General features: G+C 46.8%; 20 protein-coding genes. 5 read left to right on the forward strand and 15 right to left on the reverse strand.

Annotation, left to right across the window (positions count from 1 at the left end):
- Positions 1 to 4 precede the first annotated feature (4 nt).
- A complete protein-coding gene (locus NTX75_07010) occupies positions 5 to 211 on the forward strand; it encodes a uracil-DNA glycosylase (GenBank protein MCX5815981.1) in 207 nt (68 codons plus the stop codon).
- On the opposite strand, the gene NTX75_07015 is transcribed toward NTX75_07010, so the two are convergent.
- The 10 genes from NTX75_07015 to NTX75_07060 all read right to left on the reverse strand — a co-directional run bounded on the left by NTX75_07015 (position 198) and on the right by NTX75_07060 (position 12,780).
- Positions 198 to 2,879: a hypothetical protein gene (locus NTX75_07015; protein ID MCX5815982.1), complete on the reverse strand. Its 2,682-nt coding sequence runs from the start codon at positions 2,877 to 2,879 to the stop codon at positions 198 to 200. The genes NTX75_07010 and NTX75_07015 overlap by 14 nt on opposite strands.
- Before the next feature lie 105 nt (positions 2,880 to 2,984).
- Positions 2,985 to 5,333, reverse strand: coding sequence for an endopeptidase La (lon, locus tag NTX75_07020; GenBank protein ID MCX5815983.1), 2,349 nt, complete (start codon positions 5,331 to 5,333; stop codon positions 2,985 to 2,987).
- A gap of 10 nt (positions 5,334 to 5,343) precedes the next feature.
- A complete protein-coding gene (gene dnaK / locus NTX75_07025) occupies positions 5,344 to 7,263 on the reverse strand; it encodes a molecular chaperone DnaK (protein MCX5815984.1) in 1,920 nt (639 codons plus the stop codon).
- A 132-nt stretch (positions 7,264 to 7,395) separates the two neighbouring features.
- Entirely contained in the window at positions 7,396 to 8,214 is an 819-nt protein-coding gene (locus NTX75_07030; protein MCX5815985.1) for a metal ABC transporter permease, read from the reverse strand.
- Positions 8,201 to 8,326: a hypothetical protein gene (locus tag NTX75_07035; GenBank protein ID MCX5815986.1), complete on the reverse strand. Its 126-nt coding sequence runs from the start codon at positions 8,324 to 8,326 to the stop codon at positions 8,201 to 8,203. The genes NTX75_07030 and NTX75_07035 overlap by 14 nt, the downstream gene beginning before the upstream one ends.
- A 13-nt stretch (positions 8,327 to 8,339) precedes the next feature.
- The gene (locus tag NTX75_07040) at positions 8,340 to 9,107 is read right to left on the reverse strand and encodes a metal ABC transporter ATP-binding protein (GenBank protein ID MCX5815987.1); all 768 of its coding nucleotides are present in this window, start codon (positions 9,105 to 9,107) and stop codon (positions 8,340 to 8,342) included.
- On the reverse strand, positions 9,098 to 10,114 hold the full coding sequence (locus NTX75_07045) for a metal ABC transporter substrate-binding protein (protein ID MCX5815988.1): 1,017 nt from the start codon (positions 10,112 to 10,114) through the stop codon (positions 9,098 to 9,100). Before NTX75_07045 ends, NTX75_07040 begins: the two co-directional genes overlap by 10 nt.
- Positions 10,096 to 11,562, reverse strand: a complete 1,467-nt coding sequence (gene thrC, locus NTX75_07050) for a threonine synthase (GenBank protein ID MCX5815989.1) — start codon at positions 11,560 to 11,562, stop codon at positions 10,096 to 10,098. The genes NTX75_07045 and thrC overlap by 19 nt, the downstream gene beginning before the upstream one ends.
- 474 nt (positions 11,563 to 12,036) lie before the next feature.
- Positions 12,037 to 12,594, reverse strand: coding sequence for an HdeD family acid-resistance protein (locus tag NTX75_07055; protein ID MCX5815990.1), 558 nt, complete (start codon positions 12,592 to 12,594; stop codon positions 12,037 to 12,039).
- A gap of 6 nt (positions 12,595 to 12,600) precedes the next feature.
- A complete protein-coding gene (locus tag NTX75_07060) occupies positions 12,601 to 12,780 on the reverse strand; it encodes a hypothetical protein (protein ID MCX5815991.1) in 180 nt (59 codons plus the stop codon).
- Between the two features lie 447 nt (positions 12,781 to 13,227).
- Here NTX75_07060 and NTX75_07065 point away from each other — a divergent pair, with 447 nt between their 5' ends.
- The gene (locus NTX75_07065; GenBank protein MCX5815992.1) at positions 13,228 to 15,435 is read left to right on the forward strand and encodes a DNA methylase; all 2,208 of its coding nucleotides are present in this window, start codon (positions 13,228 to 13,230) and stop codon (positions 15,433 to 15,435) included.
- Positions 15,419 to 16,444: a hypothetical protein gene (locus NTX75_07070; GenBank protein MCX5815993.1), complete on the forward strand. Its 1,026-nt coding sequence runs from the start codon at positions 15,419 to 15,421 to the stop codon at positions 16,442 to 16,444. The genes NTX75_07065 and NTX75_07070 overlap by 17 nt, the downstream gene beginning before the upstream one ends.
- A 216-nt stretch (positions 16,445 to 16,660) precedes the next feature.
- Here the strand turns inward: NTX75_07070 and NTX75_07075 are convergent, their stop codons facing one another.
- The 5 genes from NTX75_07075 to NTX75_07095 all read right to left on the reverse strand — a co-directional run bounded on the left by NTX75_07075 (position 16,661) and on the right by NTX75_07095 (position 20,783).
- Positions 16,661 to 17,608: a ParB/RepB/Spo0J family partition protein gene (locus tag NTX75_07075; protein MCX5815994.1), complete on the reverse strand. Its 948-nt coding sequence runs from the start codon at positions 17,606 to 17,608 to the stop codon at positions 16,661 to 16,663.
- 379 nt (positions 17,609 to 17,987) lie between these two features.
- Entirely contained in the window at positions 17,988 to 19,424 is a 1,437-nt protein-coding gene (locus NTX75_07080) for an FAD-dependent oxidoreductase (GenBank protein ID MCX5815995.1), read from the reverse strand.
- Positions 19,425 to 19,556: 132 nt separating this feature from the next.
- Complete coding sequence (locus tag NTX75_07085) at positions 19,557 to 19,751, reverse strand: hypothetical protein (protein ID MCX5815996.1); 195 nt, start codon at positions 19,749 to 19,751, stop codon at positions 19,557 to 19,559.
- Positions 19,732 to 20,259 carry a YeeE/YedE thiosulfate transporter family protein gene (locus NTX75_07090; GenBank protein ID MCX5815997.1) on the reverse strand — a complete coding sequence of 176 codons (528 nt, stop codon included), beginning with the start codon at positions 20,257 to 20,259 and terminating at the stop codon, positions 19,732 to 19,734. Before NTX75_07090 ends, NTX75_07085 begins: the two co-directional genes overlap by 20 nt.
- On the reverse strand, positions 20,256 to 20,783 hold the full coding sequence (locus tag NTX75_07095; GenBank protein MCX5815998.1) for a YeeE/YedE thiosulfate transporter family protein: 528 nt from the start codon (positions 20,781 to 20,783) through the stop codon (positions 20,256 to 20,258). Before NTX75_07095 ends, NTX75_07090 begins: the two co-directional genes overlap by 4 nt.
- 161 nt (positions 20,784 to 20,944) lie before the next feature.
- Between NTX75_07095 and NTX75_07100 the strand changes: the two genes are divergently transcribed.
- Entirely contained in the window at positions 20,945 to 22,447 is a 1,503-nt protein-coding gene (locus NTX75_07100) for a serine hydrolase (GenBank protein MCX5815999.1), read from the forward strand.
- Positions 22,444 to 22,740 (forward strand): hypothetical protein, encoded by a 297-nt coding sequence (locus NTX75_07105; protein ID MCX5816000.1) that lies wholly within the window; start codon positions 22,444 to 22,446, stop codon positions 22,738 to 22,740. The genes NTX75_07100 and NTX75_07105 overlap by 4 nt, the downstream gene beginning before the upstream one ends.
- The last annotated feature ends 150 nt before the right edge of the window (positions 22,741 to 22,890 follow it).

Below are 22,890 nucleotides of genomic sequence, written 5' to 3' on the forward strand. Positions count from 1 at the left end.
TTTTGTGGAGCAGAAAACGCCGCATATCGATTGTCGTACATGTCAGCATTTCTATGTAACGTGGGATAAAAGGTTCCCGAAGGGCTGTAAGGCCATGGGATTCAAATGCCGTGAGATGCCTTCTCTTGCAGTCTTTAAATCTTCCGGTGTTCAATGTCTCTACTATGAAGTGAAAGAAACAAAAAGCAGCGACCTCGCTAATCATTCCTGATGAGGTCTTTGATAGCAATAAACAATGGGATGCAAAGGCCGAGAGCCCCCCCTCCGATAAAAAATAATTTCTGATAAAAACGCACGTTAGAGATCGGCGATACATCGAGCCGTAAAAGCACAACATTAAGGTAATACGCAAAAAGGGGGAAAATAAAAAACCCTATAACGAGCACGATCGATAAGGATATTAGACTGCATTTGGCAAACCTGAAAAAACTCTGCATGCATTGTTTCAGATAATACAAATTTTCGAATTTTGACTCCACATGTTTTAATTCATCAGATAGTTCGTCACACACCGATTCGTACTCATCGAACCTTTCGTGTGAGATTGACTTCATGGCCTCCAACACTCTATCAAACTTTTCTGAAATAATCTGCAATTGATTCCGGTAAGACCCTGCCAGCCTCTGATATGTATATGTATCAACGAATTCAAGGTCTTTTTTGACGCGAATATCAAGGAGATGGACCGATGCAGTAAGCGCCTTTTTCCTTTCTTTAAAAAGATCTCTGCACTTTGAGGTAATGAGACTGCAATAATCTGCGGCATCTAAATAGCCAAAATAACTGTTCAGGGCAAGCGTATTTTTAACTTTTAGAAATAGTGACTGAATTTCTGCAACTGACTGTTTATCGTGCATTTCCTTCGACCCTGCATATTCATTTTCAGCTACCGGTAAAAGAGATGTGGCATCTTCCTTCGCCCTCCTGAACAAGATGATCATTTGGGGTATGATAAAGTCGCTGTAGGGTATAAGCTCCGGGTCCATATAGGCATACATAAAATATTCCCTGTTATTTTGGATGAGTTTTATGAGCCGTTGAATTGCCAGAGTTTCTTCCCGTTGCTGAAACTTAATGATAATATCCATGTATACAGCATCAATACAATGCGGATTTTTTAAAAGTATATCGCCTATCATTTTTGATGCATCACGGGGTTTGTTATTCAGAACATAAAGACGGGCAATAAGAAGCTGTATAAAGGTTTTGTGTACACCCATTTTTACATGGGAGAGGGCTGTATCAAAATAGCTCTCTGCACGAACAAAATCGCTCTTTTCGATACAGAAATACCCCAGAATACAATATACCCTGAAATCATCCGGCTTGTTTTCAAGTACCTTCCTGAGGGTGGATTCTGCCTTATCGAGATCGGATATGCGCAAAGAGTCCTGTGCAAGCCATACCAACCCTCCTTGCGTCTCGCTTTTATCCTCCCGGACAACAAGCCAGTCTTCGCCGGTGGCATTCCATATGGCCCTGAAAAAACGGAGTTGATACACCCTCGTTAGCTCATAAAAACTATAATACGGGAGTTTTATCGATGTATCCGGATTCTTCTCTTCGTCCTCTTTCACTGCATCGGGGTTGGCCTCTTCTGAGAGAAACAGTTTTAAAAAGAGTTCATTTATAACTTTCAAAGAGAGATACCCCAATCTGTTAAGAGCATGGGTAATATCGGGCAAGTTTTTCGAGGGGCAATCCGTGCACATGTGCTTTCTGCTCCCGCAGTAATAACAAGGGTCATAAGGACCCCGCACAAGTGCATTCCCGTAAGGGAACATTTCTATTTCAGCCTTTTTCTCTTCCCCTGGAGAGACCACCCTATAGAATATCCTCCCGCCGATCCCTTCAGAGACCTGAACAATAGGAACATTTTCAAAGTTTTTTATTATGTGATAAGCATCTTCTGAAAAGTTGATGTCTCCGGGTATTATCTCTTCCTGGTTAGCGTGGTAGCCATTCGATATAAGGTCATCTTCTGAAAAGTCGTAACTCACATCAATAACGATTTGAACGGGGAAAGGGGTCTGCTGTCCAGCTTCTTCCAGTTTGTCTGATATGAAATCCCTGATACCTGCCGCCACGCCATTGGCTGATCCAGCTTCTGTGAAAAACATCATGATAGATTTATCCGGAAATACCTTTTTTTTTTTTTTTTTCCCTTCCCACAATGCATTCTCTGCCATGGTAAAATCTTCCCAGATTGTATTAAATTTACTATCACCCAATACCGTTACAGGACGGGCATAGAGCATAATACTGGTTGCAGGATTCAATTCAACCGCTTCGTCCCAGAAAACCCTGTAGACAATAAGACCGTCCGGGATATTTTTTCTGTCCCAGTTGGGTAATAAATCGAAATGGACAAGAGGCACATCTTTAACAAGATCGTAGACCTCGTGGGATATATAAACTTGATCGCCACGGGCAAGGCTTGTTAGTTTTGATGCCACGTTGACCACGTCCCCATATATATCTTCTTTCTCAACAATAACACTCCCATAATGAATACCGACCCTCACATGCATCTGACCGGCAGTGTCACCCTTTCCGTTCTCCATCTGATATCTTTGCTGCATTTTAATGGCTGCCTTAAACGCCTCTGCGGGATAGAGGAAATAGGCCATGATAGAATCGCCAATGAGTTTTATGACCTTCCCGCCATGCCCGGCAATGACTGATGAGGCGATATCGTGATGGCTGCGAAGCATATCTCTCCCGAGCTTATCCCCATGGGCCTTGAAATAGTCTGTGGAACCGACAATATCCGTAAAGAGAACGGCAATTTTTACCATCGGGTCCTCAGGGCAGTGCTGTACGAGGGACTGGAGATCTGTTTTGAAGTGTTTTTCCGGTGGGTATGCGTAAGTATTCATGGATGCATACATCTGTTATCGCATAATTCTACTTTTTCTTTAATGCAAGGAAGGGTGAGCGTTCAGGCCCACCCCTTGCGGATTTAGTCTTGATAGCTTAATCGGCTAAGCGAGACAAATATCTATCGCTTCATCCATCTTTTCGATGAATGTAAACTGCATATTTTCCTTGATACTTTCCGGCACCTCTTCAAGGTCTTTTTCGTTCAGTTTAGGCAGGACAACATTCCTTATACCTGCCCTCCTTGCTGCCAGCACCTTCTGCTTTATTCCTCCTACAGGCAATACAAGCCCTCTGAGGGTTATCTCTCCTGTCATTGCAACGTCATTCCTCACAAGCTTGTCCGTAAGTAAGGAAACAAGCGATACAAGCATCGTTACACCTGCAGATGGCCCATCCTTTGGTATTCCGCCCTGCGGGACATGGATATGGATATCATTTTTCTCAAAGAAATCTTCAGCAATCTCATAATCTGCCGCCTTGCTCCGTATATAGCTCAGGGCAGCCTGGGCCGACTCCTTCATCACATCTCCGAGCTGACCGGTAAGGGACAGAGCGCCCTTACCCCTCATCTTTGTGGACTCGATAAAGAGAATATCGCCACCCGTCGGTGTCCATGCAAGCCCGGTAGCAACTCCGGAATATTTTGTCCTCTCGGCAACTTCTGAGAAAACTTTTATAGGTCCGAGGTATCCGTGGATGCTGCCTGCTGTAACTACCTTCTTTTCAGTATCCCCTTCTGCCACATTTTTTGCAACAGCCCGGCATATTGCGGCAATCTCCCTTTCCAGGTTTCTTACCCCTGATTCTCTTGTGTATGAACGGATAATGATCTTAATGGCTTCATCCGCAAACTCGATCCAATCTTCGTTCAAACCATGTTCTTTTATCTCCTTCGGGATCAGGAACTGCCTTGATATCATAAGCTTTTCCTCTTCGGTATAGCCAGGCAGCTCAAGGACCTCCATCCTGTCCTTCAGGGCAGGGGGTATCGGGTCAAGCTGGTTCGCCGTTGCGATAAACATCACCTTGGACAGGTCAAAAGGCACTTCAAGGTAATGGTCGCTGAAAGAAAAGTTCTGTTCCGGGTCTAATACCTCAAGTAAGGCGCTCGAAGGATCACCTCTGAAATCCATTCCAATCTTATCTACCTCGTCAAGCATGAACACCGGGTTATTTGAGCCTGTCTTTTTAATACCCTGTATAATCCTCCCAGGCAATGCCCCGACATAGGTTCTTCTGTGTCCCCTGATCTCCGCCTCATCCCTTATGCCGCCCAGGGATATCCTCATGAACTTCCTGCCAAGAGCCCGGGCGATGGACTTGCCAAGGGATGTTTTACCAACCCCCGGCGGCCCGACAAAACAGAGGATGGGGCCCTTCATGTCCGATTTCAATTTTCTCACAGCAAGGTATTCAAGGATCCTTTTTTTTACCTTTTCGAGGTCATAATGGTCTTCATTAAGGATGATATTAGCGGCTTCAATGTCGAGATTGTCTTCAGTATTTATTGACCATGGCACTTCCGTGAGCCAATCAAGGTATGTCCGTGAAACAGTATATTCTGCTGACATGGTACTCATTTTGGAGAGCCTGTCGAGCTCTTTTTCTGCAACCTTCCTGGCTTCGGGCGGCATGTTTGCTTCTGTGATCTTCTTCCTCAACTCATCTATCTCTGTAAATTTGTCGTCTGTTTCGCCAAGTTCCTTCTGGATAGCCTTCAGCTGCTCTCTCAGATAGTACTCCCTCTGGGTCTTGTCGATACCTTCTTTCACATTGGTCTGTATCCTGCTGCTTAATTCAAGGGTTTCTACTTCCCTGTTCAGAAAAATAGTGATCTTCTTAAGTCTCTCTTTCAAATCAATCTTTTCAAGTATCTCTTGTTTCTCCACTACACTGATGTTGATGGTCGATGCAATGAGGTCTGCCAGATTTCCGGGGTGCTCCACTTTTGTTGCAATATGAGATAGCTCAGATGAGAGATATGGCGCCATTTCTACAGCCTTTTTATAGAGGTTTTTCAGATTGAGATACATGGCATCCACCTCTATATCCTTCTGATAATCTTCAAAAATAGGAAGGATTTTCGCCCTCAGATGGGGTTCTCTCTGGCTGAACTCGATAAGTTTAAACCTGGACAGGCCCTGTACCACGATCCGTTGGCTCCCGTCAACCATTTTTACCATCTTCATAATGGTTGCAATAGTGCCAACGGTGTGAAGGTCTTCAATGCCCGGTTCCTCTATATCGGGATTTTTCTGGGTTATGATCCCGATCATTTTATCCCCGTTCATAACATCATCAATAAGCCTTATTGAGCGCTCTCTGCCAACGATGAGTGGCATAACAAGGTCGGGGAATGCAACGGTCCCGCGGAGCGACAGAATGGGCAGCTCCGCAGGATAAAATATTCTGTCTTTAATACTTTTGTCGTTTCTAAAACCAATTACCATTAAGCGCCCCCTATTTCTTCACATCCTCAAATTCAGCATCTACAACGTCATCATCACCTTTACGGCCTCCCTGTTGTGCCCCCTGCTCTCCGGCACCCTGTCCGTCAGGCCCTCTTGGACCCGTTTCGGCAGTCTTCTTATACAAGGTCTCCGCAAGCTTGTGTGAAGCCTTCGTGAGGTCATCAATTGCCCGCTTCATCCTATCCGGATCACCGCTCTTTAATGCATCCCTACCGGAGGACAACGCATCTTCCAGGGTTTTAGCGTCATCGCCCGGCAGTTTATCCCTGTTTTCATTTAATGTCTTTTCTGTCGAGTAAATAAGGTTATCGAGCTGGTTTTTCGTCTCAATTTCCTGCTTTCTCTTTCTATCCTCTTCGGCATGCAATTCAGCATCCTTCACCAAATTTTTTATTTCTTCCTCATTGAGGCCTGTTGATGCGGTAATCCTGATATTCTGTTCCTTTCCGGTAGCCATATCTTTTGCCATGACATGGAGTATGCCGTTGGCGTCTATATCAAATGTCACCTCTATCTGTGGAATTCCCCTCGGCGCCGCCGGAAGACCAACGAGCTGGAATCTTCCCAGTGTCCTGTTGTCTCTGGCTAATTCCCTCTCGCCCTGCAAAATATGGATTTCAACGGTTGTCTGACTGTCTTCAGCGGTGGTGAATATCTGGCTCTTCTTTGTGGGTATTGTGGTATTCCTCTCAATAACCTTTGTCATTACACCACCTAAAGTCTCGATACCAAGCGAGAGAGGGGTCACATCGAGAAGCAGCACATCTTTCACCTCACCAGCTAAAACACCGGCCTGTACCGCTGCACCGAGCGCCACAACCTCGTCGGGGTTTACGCCCCTGTGGGGTTCTCTTCCAAAGAAGCTTTTCACAATTTCCTGAACCTTCGGTATCCTCGTAGAACCACCCACAAGAACAACTTCATCTATCTTGTCCTTGCTCAGTTTTGCATCCTCAAGTGCCCTTTTGCATGGTCCGATGGTTTTCTGGATAATATCATCAGCAAGCTGCTCAAGCTCTGCCCTTCTCAGCTTCATGTTGAGGTGCTTCGGACCCGCACTGTCGGCAGTGATAAAGGGAAGATTTATCTCTGTTTCAATTGCCGTGGAAAGCTCAATCTTTGCCCTTTCCCCTGCTTCCCTAAGTCTCTGCAACGCCATCCGGTCTTTTGAGAGGTCTATGCCCTGATCTTTCTTAAACTCAGAGACAATCCATTCAATAACCTTCTGGTCAATATCGTCACCACCAAGGTGGGTATCGCCATTTGTTGATTTTACTTCAACAACATTATCACCCACTTCGAGGATTGAAACATCGAAAGTGCCGCCACCAAAGTCATAAACCGCTATGGTCTCATCCTTCTTCTTGTCAAGTCCGTAAGCAAGGGCAGATGCCGTGGGCTCATTGATAATACGGAGAACATTGAGACCCGCTATCCTTCCGGCATCTTTTGTAGCCTGCCTCTGAGAGTCGTTGAAATATGCAGGAACCGTAATAACCGCATCTTCTATTGTCTGGCCGAGATAAGCCTCTGCGGATTTTCTGAGCTTTTGAAGCACGAAGGCGGAAATTTCCTGCGGTGTATACTGTTTGCCTCTTACTTCAACCCTCACATTCCCTTCCTGGTCTGCCACAACCTTATACGGGACAGTCTTGATCTCTCCCTGTACCTCACTGAATCTTCTTCCCACAAATCTCTTGATAGAAAAAACCGTGTTTTCCGGGTTTGTGATGGCCTGCCTTTTTGCAGTCTGGCCGACCAGTATCTCGCCATCTTTGGTGAAAGCAACAACACTTGGCGTTAATCTGCTTCCTTCCTCATTTATGATAATTTTCGGCTCTCCGCCCTCCATAATTGCTACAACAGAGTTGGTGGTACCGAGGTCAATCCCTATCACTTTTTTAGCCATGTTTGTATCCTCCCCGAATATAATAAGATTAATTTTACTTAAATATAATGTCCCTGTGGGGGGTTGTCAATGTCACGAGGGTAATAAAAAGAGTTCGGGGTTATGAGCTCGGAGCAAACAACCTGATGCCGGTCAACGGATACCCGTCTTTACATTTTTATACACAAGCGTTGAGATGAAGAAGAGGAAGTTAAGTATGACAATGGTTGCCCCTGCGGGAAGGTCCATGACAAAGGAGATGAATATCCCCAAAACAACAGAGAGGACGCCCGCCACAACAGACAGGACAATCGTTAATTTAAAACCCTTCGCCATCTGTAGTGCTGTAACGGGCGGAAGCACAAGGAGCGCCGATATGAGCATAACCCCCACCATTTTCATGGCAAGAACGACTGTGACAGCAGTGAGCAGGACAAGCATCATATTTATTCTCTCTGTTTTTATCCCGGACACACTGGCCGATTCCTCATCAAAGGTTACCGAGAGGAGCTCATGATAGAAGCAGAGGATTACAATGAGAAGTGCTAAGGAAAGTACAATAGAAATGAACACTTCCGCTGTACTGATGGAAAGGATATTTCCAAAGAGATAACTGAAGAGGTCCACATTAAATCCCCCGGCAGCGCTTGCAATAATGACCCCGATGGCAATACCGAGAGAAGATACGATACCGATGGCAGAATCCCCGTAAAGGCGAGCCTTTGCTATCAGTTTAAGTATCCCTATGGAACTCGCCATTACAATGGGTATCGCTATGTAAACGGGATAAAACCTCAAAAGCAGACCTATGGCAACACCCCCGAATGTGACATGGGCAAGACCGTCCCCGATTAACGAAAGACGTCTCAGGACAAGAAATACCCCCAGCGTTGAGCACAGAATTGCAATGAAAGAACCGGCGATCAACGCCCTCTGGATAAAACCGTGGCTTAGGAGATCAAGTATGTCCATATATCGATTGCGGATTGCGGATTCTATTCAATTTCTTGCCTTTTAACTTTTCGACATCACGCAGGCTGAAGCCTGCGGCTACCAGTCTCCCGCCTTTTAACTCATAACTCATAACTCAACACTCATCACGGGTTTACCGTATCGTGTCTGTGGCATATCAGGTGCTGTGAATATTCACCAAAATAGCCGGACATTTCATTGGAAGAGCAGAATGCATCAAAGCTCCCGTAAAAAATTGCCTTCTTATCGAGATAGAGAAGTTTTGAAGCATATTTCCCAATGGTTCCAATATCATGTGTAATAATAACAATGGTAATCTTTTTCTGCTCATTGAGGGTTGTGAGAATACTGAAAAATTTCTCTCTTGTTTCAGGGTCAAGCGCTGTTGTCGGTTCATCGAGTATAAGCAGTTCCGGCTCACAGGCCATAGCCTTGGCGATAAGAACCCTCTGCTGCTGCCCTCCGGAAAGTTCCCCGATAAGCTCATCCCTGATATCTGATACATCCATTAACGACAGGGCGCTATTGATAGCCGGCTCATCGGATTTATTAATGTTTTTCGGGTATTTCTTCCTTGAAAGTAATCCCAGCGATACAATTTCCTTTACCGTTGCAGGGAAATGAGGGTTAAAAGAATTGATCTTCTGGGGCAAGTAGCCCACCTTATACCAGTCCCCGAAACTGAGCGGATTCGACCCGAAAAGGGATATCGTACCCTTGCTTGGTTTGAAAAAGCCGAGGATCAGCTTTATCAATGTTGTCTTGCCGGAGCCGTTGGGGCCCACAATCCCGAGATAATCCCCGGCCTCGAGATGAAATGAAATATCAGACAACACCTCAATGGAATTATACTGGAAACAGAGGTTTTCGGCGGAAACGATGTTTAAGGACATCCAAGTCCCTTTTGCAAACTTTTAAGGTTATCTTCCATTATACTCAGAAACGTGATCCTTCTGTCCATTTCCTCTTTACTCACATTGTGGGCGCCGTGGATCTTGAGTAAAACTGCGCCCGTCTCCTTTGATACAACTTCTGCAACCCTGGGGGTAATAAGTTCTTCGTAATATATATACTTTATGTCATAGGTCTTCAACATTTTCTTGAGTTCAGTAATACGTCTTGGTGTTGGTTCTGCGTCCGGCGATCCTTTATAGGCCGCCATATAATGCAGGTCATATCTCTTTGCGAGATAACCGAAGGCAAAATGGCCGCCATGGATAAAGACCTTCTGTTTGCATGATGAAAGAGTATCCCTGTATTTCTTATCAATTTCGCCCAACTTTGCCTTGTATGCCTCTGCATTTTTCGTGTAGTAATCCCTGTTTGCCGGATCCTTCCGGGATAACCCTTCAAGGATATTATCCACCATTTTCTGTGCGTGTGCGATATCGAGCCATATATGAGGATCGAGTTTTCCGTGCCCATGTTTCTCTTTATGCCCGTGGTCATCAGTATCATCGCCGCTTTCGCGGAGGGTAATCCCCCTGCTTGCATCCACAACAAGGAGATTCTTGTTGTCAATACCTTTCAAGACATTCTCAATCCAGGGTTCCATATACCTTCCCGTATAAATCAACAGGCCGGCTGAATTTATTCTGAGGATATCACCCGGTTTAGGCTCAAAGCTATGGGCTTCCACGCCTGGAGGGAGAAGAAGGGTAATATTCGCTTTATCGCCTGCCACATTTCTCGTAAAATCATAAACAGGAAACAGGGTCGTAATGACCTGAAGCCTTTGCTGTTCCGCTGGTGTCTGTTCCTTTTTCTGGCATCCCGTTACGACAAAAAACATCGTTACCGCAACGCATATAACGCACAAAAGAACCCCGGCTTTAAAAGGTAAGCAGTTTGTTTCTCTTAACTTCTCACCTTCCCAACTTCTTATCTTCCGCCCTTCCATATCTCCCTTACCTTCGCCTTAGCTTCTTCAATCTGACCATTACTCAGTTGCAACCCCTGCGATGTATATTCCGGATTGGCCTCAATACAGCAAACCCTTTCCTCCAGGGTCGTCTGTCTTTTCATGCCGGGAGGCAGTTCCGGGATAATACCGATTGCCTTTTCAACGTCTTCCGGGAACTTGCCCGGGTCAGCAGTCTCGTAAATCACCGCAGTCTGGTCATGACGCCCGTTTAAAAATATCTCTAATGATTTCCAGCCCACAGCGCCGTGGGGATCGAGGATTACCCCATATTTTTCGTAGACAAATTTCATCGTTTCGTAGTGAAGGGGATTATTAACCCCTATTGAAAAGATATCCCTTCTCATGTTCTCCATATCAGGCATTCTATCGATGATACCGGGCCTGACAACCTGTCCGGTTGAAGGGTCTCTCTCGTCATAGAGGTGCCCACCATAGAAATCAATCAGCCGTGCCAGGTTGCTGGGATGAGAGACAATCATGGCTGAGGAGGGCGATTTAATTGAAGGTCTTACCACATATTCACCGCTTGAAAGAAAATCGGGGAATTCCGTATTCTCGTTCACACCACAAATTATTTTTTTGACAGGAAGCCCCATCTGCCTTGCGATAATCGTTCCCATCATGTCGCCGAAATTCCCCGAAGGCACACTGGTAATAAATTCTCCAGCCTTTTCATCGGTAAGCCTTGAATAGGCATAAAAAGGGTATACAGCCTGCGGCAATAACCTTCCAAGGCTGATAGAGTTGGCAGAGGTAAATCTCTCTCTGTCACCAAATATTTCTCCGGCAAGCGGTTGGTCAGCGAGAACATTTTTAGCCAGGGACTGGCAGACATCAAAATCACCATTTACCTCAAAGGCATAAATGTTACCGCCAAGGGTCGTCATCTGCCTTCTCTGACCTTCGCTTATGGATCCTTTAGGGAAAAATACAATATTATCAATGCTATCAAGGCCATAGAGGGCATCGGCTACAGCGCCGCCGGTATCCCCGCTCGTTGCCACAACAACGACCCTCCGCAGGCCCCTCTTGCCGAGAAAATAATTGAGCGCCCTTCCGAAAAATCGGGCGGCATAGTCTTTAAAGGAGTATGTCGGCCCCTGTGTGAGCCACATGATGTGAGTGCCGCCGATAACATGCTGCACTAAAGTCGGTATTTTATCTTCCCGGTATGCATCGTCGAGAAGCAGCCTTAACTGCTCCGCCGGTATCTCAGACCAGAGATAAGGGTACAATATCTCAAAGGCTATCTCAGCATAAGACATGGTGCGCATGCCTTTTATTGTCTCTGAATCCAATACCGGTACTTCATTTCGTGCAATCATGTATAAGCCATAATCCGAGGCCATACCCTTCAAAAGGGCTGTTTCAAAATTAACCCTTTCACCGGGATTGTTCGTGCTATAGTAAGTAACTTTTTTCATAATTTCCTCATGTGCAACGACTTAACCCCGATAAACGGGATAAGTAAGTTTACAAAACTGTTTTCTGCCAAAAAAATGCAGAAAACAGTTTTTAGCTTACTAAGATACACGATATGAATGATTTTTTCAACCGGAGGTTCAAAGCTTAAAGAACCAATATATAAATTGGGGGTCACCCATTTTTTCAGAGTAATTCCGGCAGAAGCACCCCTATTTTCTTTTATTTTGCCGCCCGCTTCGCTCGACAAATACGGACAAGAGCAGACGAATACCGATGAACAGTCTTTTTGATAGCCGGCGACACTGCCGCCTATAATATATTCAGCCCTAACGGGCGAATATATTATATTTTCACTCTGCCCGGAGGGCATGGAGCATATCGGGTGCCAGGTCGGCAGCCGATATAATAAAACCGTCCAGCTTTTGTCTGCGTCCGTCTGCGGCTAAATAAAAAAAGTTTTTCATGTCTTCCGATTATGCTATTCCAGAGGCCTTCTTTACAGCAAAAGCGGCAGAAATCCACCCGAATCCGGCAAACAATGTATCAATGCCCAAAAAGAATCCAATCACCCAAAGTCCCGAAACAGGCCACTGGCCATAAATCATAAAGCCTAATATTATCGAGATGATGCCATTCGCTAATATGATCCCCCAACCGCTATGCGGCTTCAACTGGAATGAAAGGACTACTTTTGAGATTCCGTTTGCAATGAGCAATACCGCAATCAGGAATGTCAGGCCAAGCACCCCGGCAACAGGGTCTGTAACAAGAAAGATACCGGCAATCACAGAAATGATGCCGAGAAAAAGCGACCACACCCATCCCTTGTCACGGGAAAAAAGGGCATGAACGATATGGATAATCCCCTGGATAAGTAACATAACTCCGAAAAAGGTAGCGGCCAGAATTGTTGCCACTGCCGGCGCTCCGAGCAGGATAAACCCTGCGATGACCAGAATCACACCGTATACGAGGTACCACGCCCAGTTTTTCTTCAAATTTGTTATTGAGCTGTTCTGTAAATCCATCATTCCTCCTCATTCATTTATTTTTGATCCCCATGCTCCTTTTCTTAATTCTCCTGCAATTTTAATTAATTTGCAAGTTAAAAACCTTGCCCGGATTGCTGCCTGAATCTTATCGGAAAGTTTTAAAAGTGAAATCACTCTATGCAAGGTCTGTATTGACTTTCCGGAGATTATAATAATTGCTCTCACTGTGAGAGCAATTTCCTCCGATACGTCTTCGAACTTCAGGTTGTAGTTTCTGTCTGTATTGTGCCCGGGCAGTTTCAGGGAAAAATACCTTTTTGCCGCCCGCTTGCGCTCGACAAAGACGGACAACAGCGGACAAGAGATTGTGTTTTTTGCCCCGCCGACAATGGCGGGCCAAAACTCTCAGCCCTTACGGGCGAATACATCTTATCATTTCACAGGTAAAAACAGCACTTTAAGCTAATTTTATTGGTTTTTTGGCTTAATGCATTTTTTCAACTCAATGCTCAAAACAGCCTTTACGGTTTGGTCCGACCCCAATCGGATCCATTGGCACGTACCGTAATGATGGTAGTAAGCACTTTGGAAACGGGACTTCAAAGCAACCTTTCCTTGACTGTCGTCTGATTATCCGGTAAATTCTTCTTATGCTTACAATAGGGTGCAACCTTGATCGAAAAGTCATTTGACGTTCCCTTTATCGCCGATCTGGCTCTGCGCGAGAAGCAGATACAGCAGAACTACCGCCCCATCATAGCTGTCCATAAATGGTTCGCACGGCGGCCCGGTACACTGTTTCGGGGTCTCCTTCTGTCAGAGTTTGTTCCTGAAAATCTTGCAGAATCTTTTTTTGAGAGTAACAGCCTGAAGGGGTTACGAGTGTTTGATCCCTTCATGGGTGGAGGAACCCCTCTCATAGAGGCCAACCGCATGGGTTGCGACATTATCGGCTGCGACATCAACCCCATGGCGTACTGGATTGTACGGCAGGAGATAGGCTATCTGGATATTCATGCTTACTCACAAGCAGCCGTTAACCTCCGTGTCAAGTTGGAAGACAAAGTGGGCGGGTTTTATAGGACTCGATGCCTCATTTGTGGATCGCAGGAAGCTCATGTGAAGTACTTCATATGGGTCAAAACTCTTCGCTGTATCGACTGCAACAATGTATTCGACCTTTTCCCTGGATATGTCCTGGCGGAGAATCGTCGCCATCCCGCACATGTCTTTATCTGTCCCAAGTGTGGTGAACTAAACGAGATTCAGGAGCCAAAGCACCCTGGGACTTGCCACGCCTGCAACACCCGCTTGCAGTCATCCGGTCCTGCGAGCCGGAATCGTTGTAAGTGTCCTCACTGTGGGGTCACCAATACTTATCCTCTCTCCTCAGCAGGGCCACCAGTGCACCGGATGGTAGCGATTGAGTACACCTGCCCCTCCTGTAAACCCGAGCACAAGGGGAGATTTTTCAAAAAACCGGATGCCGAGGACCTTGAGAAATATCATGCAGCGTCTACGCAAATAGCCCCAGCGGAGATGACCTATGTCCCCGATGATGATATACCCCACGGAGATGAAACCGATCGTCTTCTTCGGTGGGGCTATCGCAGGTACCGGGAGATGTTTAACGGTAGGCAGCTTTTGGGGCTTGAGTTGAGTTGCCGGGCAATTTCTGAGCAGCCTGACGAACATATTCGTAATGCCCTCGCAACCAATTTGTCGGACCTTCTCAGGTATCAGAACATGCTCTGCCGTTACGATGCCATGGCCTTGAAATCACTTGACATATTTTCGGTCCATGGTTTTCCCGTCGGGCTCTTAGCTTGTGAATCTAACCTTCTCGGCATTGTTAGCGATACCAATATAAACATAGGAAGCGGCGGATGGTCCAACATTGTCGACAAGTATCACCGGGCAAAAGCCTACTGTCAGAACATATTTGAAATAAGGCATCGGGACGGCAGGAAGGTCTTCGTGCCGCTGAAGCACGAGTGGATCGGCGAAACACGACACCCTTGGAATGGTGCCGACAAAAGGCAGGTAAACCTTCATTGTGGAAGTTCTACCTCCTTCGAACTGCCAGCGGGATCCGTAGACGCAGTTCTCACTGATCCGCCATATTTTACCAATGTCCAGTACGCTGAATTGATGGATTTCTGCTATGTGTGGTTAAGACGCTTAGCCGTAAATGCCGGCAATAATTTCGACAAGTTTACCACAAGGGATAAAAACGAACTCACCGGCAATACCACAATGCAAAAGGGTCTTACGCATTTCACTGAGGGGCTCTCCGCTGCCTTCGTCAAGGCAGCGGGAGCCTTGAAACCTGGCGGACCCTTTGCCTTTACGTACCACCACAACACCATCGACGCCTATTTACCCGTCGCTGTGGCAATCCTTGATGCCGGCCTGAAATGTTCCGCTTCAATTCCTTGTCCGGCGGAAATGGGCGCATCAATTCACATAAATGGCACTGGATCTTCTATTGTGGACACTATTTTTGTGTGCAGGTCAAAAGGGATGATCTCCCGCCGGAGCCTGGCGTTCACGCCTTCTGAAATTGCCCGTCTAGTGGAGGCTGATCTGGCCAATCTTCGGATTGCCGGTCTTAAACCCACACGGGGCGACATAAGATGTTTGACTTACGGCCATTTGATCCGCATGGCAATCTGGACCCTTAAGGAGACATGGGATCATTCCTTGTCTATAGGAGAGAAGCTTGATACTGTGTCCGCGGCGACCGAGGCGCTGGGCAGTTGGCCCGAAGTGGAGGAATGCTTCTCGGATGATGTGGCTACGGCACCCAGGCAGCAAAAATGGGTTGTTGCAGAAACCCCAACAGCATATGAGGTGACCGCCGATGATCTATCCTTTTGAAGTTCCTTTTGAAGACCTTGAGACAGACTTGGATTCCTTCGCAATCACCATCTTTTCCCTCCTCCAATCTGAATTTCTCGTCCTGCCGAAGGGTGTTGGTTTTGTTGATTATACCTCTTTTGAAAAGGGGTATGAAGTGCTGAAAAGAGTGACTGCTGAATTTCAGAAAGTTACCCTGGAGTCCGTGGCGGAGGCTGTTTCTGAGAACCCTGTGGTGATGATTGTGATTAGGACCGTGCTGGGATTCACCCCGCCGGAATGGGCATACATCGCGACACAGCGAACAGACGTTGAAGTGAGTCAGGGATTTGCTCGGAGCTTAGATCGCAGCATTCGTATGCAGAGGTTTGATTTTTCGAGGTCCGGCATCACCGCCCGTAATCGTATTCTGGCGCTCATCGAAACGGCCTGTGCCTTACTTAATACTTCTGTTCCGTACGTGGAGCCCGACAAGTTGCATCGGCTCGAAAAGGCTGACACCCGTGAGGGCTTGGTTTCGATCAAGTCTCTTGCCCGCATGGGAGCGCCATATGCGATGCTTCTTTATGAGCGTTTCCTCGGGCGGCCCTTCGCAGGACACAGAGATTCTGTTTCCGAACTGGTCGGCGACAGCCTCGAATCGGCCATAGAAGATGTACTGGCAAAGGCTGGAGTAAGCTACAGGAAGACAAAGCGGGCAGAACACATTCCGGGATTCGATCAGGCCCCGGACTTCATAATTCCGAGCGAGTTCAATCCACAAGTGGTGATAGAGGCCAAACTGACCGAAGATGATGGCACGGCCCGGGATAAAGTGACGCGCATTCAGCATCTGTCGGAATTGAGCCAGCCCGGTGGGAAGGGGACTCCTAAATTCGAAGTCATAGCCTGTATCGGCGGACGTGGGTTTGGCGTACGTCGTGAGGACATGAGAAAGCTGCTCATCGCCACACGAGGCAAAGTATTTACTCTTCGGACCCTACAGAACCTTGTTGAAAACACCCGTATAAAGGAATTCAAATCTATTTGAGAGGCAAGCGGGGGCGTAAGCGCGCTGTTTGAGGTGCCATCAAGACCCCAAGTTACAAGCTACTTCCATCACAAGGGTTAGCATAACAGTAAGAGTAAGGGGTGTGGAGAGGAAAATGTATGGTTGCAAGACCTGGCCCCAAGTGTTTTTTCCGGCTACTATTCACAGTAACTCGTAATTGGTAATTGGTTTGACGAATCACAGCCTTTTCACTTTTCACACCATTGGCTTCTTAACTGGCTTTTTCTTTTCCGGCGGAGGTTCCGGGGCAATCGGTATCCGCAGTTCCACTAAAGCACAGAAGACTCGCAGCTCATCAAGAAGCGCCTGAAGGTCAGTTTTTGTGTATTTTTTGGCGCCCATCTCAATGTGTGACTCTACGGATCGTAAGACGGCAACCTGCTTCGTTATGGATGGGAGCTTTATGACGCCTGGGTTTGGTTTGAGTTTCTTCCATGCCGTAAGCATCTTCTCCAGTGTGATGTAGGTTACCGGCGTCTTCATGACGGCCTCAAAAATCTTATCACGATCCGGACAATCGAGGTTAGCTGCGAAGAGATAACCCTGAGAGACAGGCAGGTTTCCTGCCCGGATTTTGGCTTGAATTTCAGTAGAAAGTTTTAAAAGTGATAGCCCGTTAAACAGCGTATTTATTGACTTTCCGGTGATTTCGACAATTGCCCCAAATGTTGGGGCAATTTTATCAGACAGATCCTCGGACCTCCGCTTGTAGCTTACCAGGTCACTCATAAGGCTGTCCACATCGTACCCCTTATCCGGGTGTCTTGCCTGAATAAAAGAGAGTATCCCTTTGGCTTGATCCATGGGATTCAGGTCCTCCCGCTGAAGGTTCTCTGTCAGTTGAAGTGCTATAGTTTCACCTGATTCCTTACCTGCTTCCATGATCCGTACCGGTACTAATTCAAGTTCGAGTTGCCGGGCTGCTTCCAGACGTCTCTCTCCACAGATGAGGGTATATGAGTCACCGTCTCCTTTTGTTACAAGGAGAGGCTCTAAGATGCCTTTGTCTTTGATTGATTGCATGAGTGACTTGAACGAGTCGGCTTCGATATTAATATTCGATCGTACCTGTTCCAGCACCACGATATTCCCGATGGGAATGTACAAAAACTCAGGATTTGCACTCGTTTTCTTCGTCGCCATATTATTTCCTCCCCTTTTTAAATTCCGGTTTTATCAAAACCTTTATTTTGCCGCCCGCTTACGCTCGACAAATGCGAAAAAGAGCGGACGAATACCGATGAACAGTCCTTTTGATAGCCGGCGACATTGCCGCCTATCAAATATTCAGCCCTCACGGGCGAATATTACATTTTCACTCTGCCCGAAGGGCATGGAGTATATCGGGTGCCAAGTCGGCAGCCGATATAAAATACTGTCCAGCTTTTGTCTGCGTCCGTCTGTGGCTAAATAAAAAAGGTTTTTCAAAGGAGGCCTGCCACGGCTTCGCCTAGCAGTGACATCGGGAAGAAAGTTCCTCACATTGCGAACCCTTGAATCCTCGACCCTTCGAACCCTTTTTCTACGTTCCCAATCCCAGCTTCTTCAAAGCCACGTTAGCAGCCACAAGAATGGGGTCCCATACCGTTGCAAAAGGCGGGGCATAACCAAGGTCAAGCCGTGACACATCCTCGATGGTCATCTTCCCGTACAAACAGGCAGCGAGGGTATCAATCCTGTGAGCAACCCCCTCTTCACCGGCCATCTGCGCCCCCAACAGTTTCCCCGTCCCCTTTTCCACCACATAGGTAACGGTGATGGGTTTGCCTGACGGGTAAGCGCTGCTTCTCGACCTTCCTTTCACTGTAGAAACCAGGAAATTATATCCCTCGCGCTCCGCTTCCACGGACGTAAGGCCTGTGCGGGCTACTTCGAGGTCAAAAATCTTTGTTACTGCTGTCCCCACTACTCCTTCAAAGGCATGGTTCGCGCCTGCTGCATTCTCTCCGGCGATCCTTCCCTGCTTATTCGCTGTAGTGCCAAGGGGGATGTACACCTTTTTCCCTGTCACGTTATGTAAGGCCTCGGCACAATCGCCGGCTGCATAAACATCCGGTATGTTCGTGCGGAGGTATTCGTCAACCTTTATGGCCCCGTTCGCTCCGAGTTCAACCCCCGCTTCTTTTGCAAGTTTGGTGTTCGGGCGTGCCCCGATGGACAGCAACACAAAATCTGCTTCAAATTCGCCTTTATCGGTAATGACCTTTGTCACTTGTCCGCTTTGTCCTTTAAAACCTTCAACGGATGTTTCTCTGTAAAGCTTCACCCCCTCAGCATTTATCTTTTCTTCCACAATTGCGGTAATGCTCGTATCCATTGTACCCAGGACACGGTCCATCTTCTCGATAACAGTGACTTCAACGCCCCTTTTTCTCAATGACTCACACATCTCCATCCCTATGTATCCACCACCCACAATAACTGCCTTCATGGCGCGCCTTTCAGCCCCGAAACGGTTGATATAAAGGCATTCCGGCGAACCCACGCAGACCTGGAAGGAACCCCAGTCATCGATAAACTTCTTGATCTCTATGCCATCAACAAGCGTCCTGATCGTAAAGACATGCTGTAAATCAATGCCGGGAAGGGGCGGCACAACAGGCAGGCCGCCTGTTGCAATGACCAGTTTGTCGTAGGAGATAGACGTTTCAATACCCTTTTCAAGATCCTTTACGCGGACATCTTTTTTATTGAAATCGACCGCAACTGCTTCATGGCGAAGCATAACCCGTATATCACGCTCTTCTTCTGCAACCTTCGGTGTGAGTGAAATAAGCTGATTAAAATCTTTCACATCGTCAGATATGTAATAAGGAAGGCTGCAGGCGCCGTACGATATAAAGTAGTCCTTCTCCAGCACAAGGGCCTCGGCATCCGGCTTCATCCGTTTGTAACTGCTCGCCGCGCTCATCCCAGCCGCAACCCCGCCTATCACCACCAGTTTTTCTCTGTTATTCATAAATACCTCTCAGCCTATATTGGCGTTTTGTCAAAATCTATATTTTGCCGCCCGCTTCGCTCGACAAAGACGAACAGGAGCGGACAAGAGATTCTGTTTTTTTGCCCCGCCGACAATGGCGGGCCAAAACTTTCAGCCCTCACGGGCGAATATTACATTTTCACTCTGCCCGAAGGGCATGGGGTATATCGGGTGCCAAGTCGGCAGCCGATATAAAATACTGTCCGGCTTTTGTCCGATCTTGTCTGCGGCTGAATAAAAAAGGTTTTTCATGTGTTTCCTGCCAATATCTCCAGTGTTTAACTTCTCATCTGCCGGTTTTTTCAAACCACCTGAACATGAAAACACCGCCGACAACAAAGATGACAATAACAATCCAGTGATTTATTCCTAATATCTGAGGGATGGTGATCTTTCCGAAATCTCCCCATTTCAATACAGTATTCTTAAACGCCGGATACATTTCGGCAAATATGGCAGCGCCGGCAAGCATACCGATGATACCCCATACGGCATCCCATCTCCCTTCACCAAGGGCGCCCATTTGGGTTCCAGGGCAGTAACCGAGCAATCCCCAGCCGATACCGAATATAAGCCCGCCGAGAATGTTCCCGCCGAGAACTGTTGGTTTTATGGAGAGTTTTGCTACGCCAAGGTCTTTTAAAAGGTAGACCCCCACCATTGCCACAAGTATCGTTGTAAACATGAATTTCACGATGGTCATATCAATGAGGCGAAGGGCTCCGATCTGTTTGTCATAGCGGATAACACGCCCTTTCTGCATAAGAAACCCGAAGACCATGCCTGTTATCAATCCATAGATAAGCTCACTCATGCTTTGTCACCTCCTCTGTAAAGGATGCTGGCAACAATAACACCACCGATAAAGAAACATATTAATGAAATATACCCGCTTACCGCTAACTGGAGCGAACCGCTCAGTCCATGACCGCTCGGTCACCCGTCTGCAAGGCGCGCACCGAACATGGCAATGGCGCCGCCTGCAAATGCCACAATAGCCCTTTTTCCTTTATCAGGTCCGAAACGGCTCTCCCACATCGTCGGTACAGCCTGCCACCGGAAGCTTTTGGAAGTGGTCGATGCAATGGCGGAACCGATAAAAATGCCTATGACAAAGAGAAACTGCCAGTCGATTTTTGGAAGCTCCTTCTTGAAATACTCCATCCCGGCAACCCGTTCCGCATTGAACACCTTTTCAATATATCCCGCAGAACGGACAAAGGTAGTTGATGTCCCCACATACTTGCCGGTAAACCATACAGAGAACACGAGGAGCAGTCCTGTCAAAGCACCGGCCAGATAGGGGTTCCAGCCTCCCGGTTCCTGTTTATCTTCCATAGAGCACCTCCTTTTATGGATTCGTTATAATTATAACTATTCTATAGCAATCAGTAAAAAAAGTGTCAAGAAAAGTTGACATAGGGAGGGGCTTTTCATATACTCCCTTAAAGATTGCAACAACAGAACACAGAGGCTGTTATCATTTACAGGAGATATACATGGCCTTCAAAATACATTATCCTTTCATCTATGGAATTTTATTGTCTCTTGTGCTTTTCTTCGGAGGCGCCCGGGCAATGAGCGCCCCTCTTCATTCCGCATCATATGCAGATCCCGGGAATCAGGAGTCCCTGCTCAAATGGAAACCGAAAATAGATGAGATTGTCCGTCCTGCCTTTGAATCGGAACGTACCGCAGGTATCGTAGTGGGTGTAGCTGAGGGAAACAGCACATTCTTCATTGGATATGGCAGCACAAACCTCAGGGGCGGTAAGATGCCTGACGAAAATACTATTTTTGAGATCGGCTCTGTCACCAAAGTATTCACCGGCATCATGCTTGCGAAAAAGGTTCTGGAACATAAGGTGGCCCTCGATGATCCTGTCCGGAAATTATTACCGGCTTACTTCCGTATACCGAGATTCGGCGACAGAGAAATAACGTTACTCGATCTTTCCACCCATTATTCCGGACTTCCCAGGCTACCGGCAAACATGAACCTTGAATACATTGCCAATCCTTACAAGAACTACACAGGGTATAAAATGCGCGAATTTTTAGCCGGTTGCAAACTTCCACGGGAACCTGGAACAGTATGGGAATACAGCAACCTTGGCGTAGGGCTTCTCGGCTATGCGCTCGGGGTCAAATCGAACACCACATATAAACGGATGGTCCTGTCGGAGATTTGCGGCCCCTTGAAGCTCAAAGATACCCGTTTCCGTCTCAACGAAGAGCAATTATCGCGCTTTGCCCAAGGCTACAATGCGGACCTTGAGAAGACAGCTCACTGGGATTTCGACGTTATAGCGCCTGCCGGCGGACTCCGCTCAACGGCAGCAGATATGCTGAAATTCGCCTCCGCCCATCTCAAAGACAACGGAATCCTCTCCCAGTCAATGGCAATGGCTGCCAGACCATATCGTAAATCTGGTTTACCTGACAACGATATGGGGCTCGGCTGGATCATCATGCATAAAGGAGAATTTGATATTCTCTGGCATAATGGCGGCACAGGCGGTTTTTCGAGTTTCATTGCCATCAATAAGGCAAAGAACGTCTCCCTCGTTGTCCTTTCCAACACGTCGGCAGCAACCAGCAGTGTTGTTGATGATATAGCCGGCTCCATCATGAAATGTCTCCTGGGACTACCATATGAAATACCGAAGTGGCCAAAGGAGATTAAGATTGACCAGAAACTGCTCGACACCTATACAGGCAATTATGAACTTACATCAAAAAGCGACCAGACGGCATCAGGCGCAACAGAGAAGGTCCGTCTTACCCTTACGCGCGAAGCAAACAGGATCGTTTTTACTCAGGACCGGAAAGTAATCTACAAGGTTTACCCTGAATCAGAGACACGGTTTTTTGCCAAACTTATCCCGCTGACAGTCACATTTTTAAAAGGTAAAACAGACCATGCAGCACAGATGACCATCAGGGTTCACAAGGAAGAGTCGGAGTGGAGGCAAATCCCTGCCCCGCAGGAGAAACGATGAAATCTAATGTAACCTCGTCGCTTTTTGACCGATTGAGCAGCTACTGGAAAGCGCTCAAAGAGGTCTTTTACGGTATGACTGTCCACGAGATGCATATGGGGTTCAAGAAAGAGAAAAATGATTTAAATAATCTTTTTATGCTCGTGGTCTTTGGAGACCTGGCAGGCCTCCCGCTCCTCCCGCCTTATTACTCGATGAGACTTTTGCCTTATATCGTTCCCCACATCGCACAATGGAAAAGAAGTGTCCTGCGGGAAAAAGATATCACTGACATCATAACAGCGGATATTTAAGCAGATTTAAAAAATCTATATAAATACATCCTAAAGTATAATCTAAAATTTCTTGACAAAGCCTTTGTTTAGTATAATAATGAAAATGGTAATCATTATCAATATAGTGTTTGATATGTTGCATAGTGCTTTACACTCAGGTGGTCACGA

The sequence above is a fragment of the Pseudomonadota bacterium genome, from assembly GCA_026388315.1.
Taxonomy (GTDB): domain Bacteria; phylum Desulfobacterota; class Syntrophorhabdia; order Syntrophorhabdales; family Syntrophorhabdaceae; genus MWEV01.

Excerpts from the sequence above, each read along its gene's own strand:
- NTX75_07015 (MCX5815982.1), bottom strand. The coding sequence starts at position 2,879 with ATGAATACTTACGCATACCCACCGGAAAAACACTTCAAAACAGATCTC.
- lon (MCX5815983.1), bottom strand. The coding sequence starts at position 5,333 with ATGGTAATTGGTTTTAGAAACGACAAAAGTATTAAAGACAGAATATTT.
- dnaK (MCX5815984.1), bottom strand. The coding sequence starts at position 7,263 with ATGGCTAAAAAAGTGATAGGGATTGACCTCGGTACCACCAACTCTGTT.
- NTX75_07030 (MCX5815985.1), bottom strand. The coding sequence starts at position 8,214 with ATGGACATACTTGATCTCCTAAGCCACGGTTTTATCCAGAGGGCGTTG.
- NTX75_07035 (MCX5815986.1), bottom strand. The coding sequence starts at position 8,326 with ATGAGTTATGAGTTAAAAGGCGGGAGACTGGTAGCCGCAGGCTTCAGC.
- NTX75_07040 (MCX5815987.1), bottom strand. The coding sequence starts at position 9,107 with ATGTCCTTAAACATCGTTTCCGCCGAAAACCTCTGTTTCCAGTATAAT.
- NTX75_07045 (MCX5815988.1), bottom strand. The coding sequence starts at position 10,114 with ATGGAAGGGCGGAAGATAAGAAGTTGGGAAGGTGAGAAGTTAAGAGAA.
- thrC (MCX5815989.1), bottom strand. The coding sequence starts at position 11,562 with ATGAAAAAAGTTACTTACTATAGCACGAACAATCCCGGTGAAAGGGTT.
- NTX75_07055 (MCX5815990.1), bottom strand. The coding sequence starts at position 12,594 with ATGATGGATTTACAGAACAGCTCAATAACAAATTTGAAGAAAAACTGG.
- NTX75_07070 (MCX5815993.1), top strand. The coding sequence starts at position 15,419 with ATGATCTATCCTTTTGAAGTTCCTTTTGAAGACCTTGAGACAGACTTG.
- NTX75_07075 (MCX5815994.1), bottom strand. The coding sequence starts at position 17,608 with ATGGCGACGAAGAAAACGAGTGCAAATCCTGAGTTTTTGTACATTCCC.
- NTX75_07080 (MCX5815995.1), bottom strand. The coding sequence starts at position 19,424 with ATGAATAACAGAGAAAAACTGGTGGTGATAGGCGGGGTTGCGGCTGGG.
- NTX75_07090 (MCX5815997.1), bottom strand. The coding sequence starts at position 20,259 with ATGAGTGAGCTTATCTATGGATTGATAACAGGCATGGTCTTCGGGTTT.
- NTX75_07100 (MCX5815999.1), top strand. The coding sequence starts at position 20,945 with ATGGCCTTCAAAATACATTATCCTTTCATCTATGGAATTTTATTGTCT.
- NTX75_07105 (MCX5816000.1), top strand. The coding sequence starts at position 22,444 with ATGAAATCTAATGTAACCTCGTCGCTTTTTGACCGATTGAGCAGCTAC.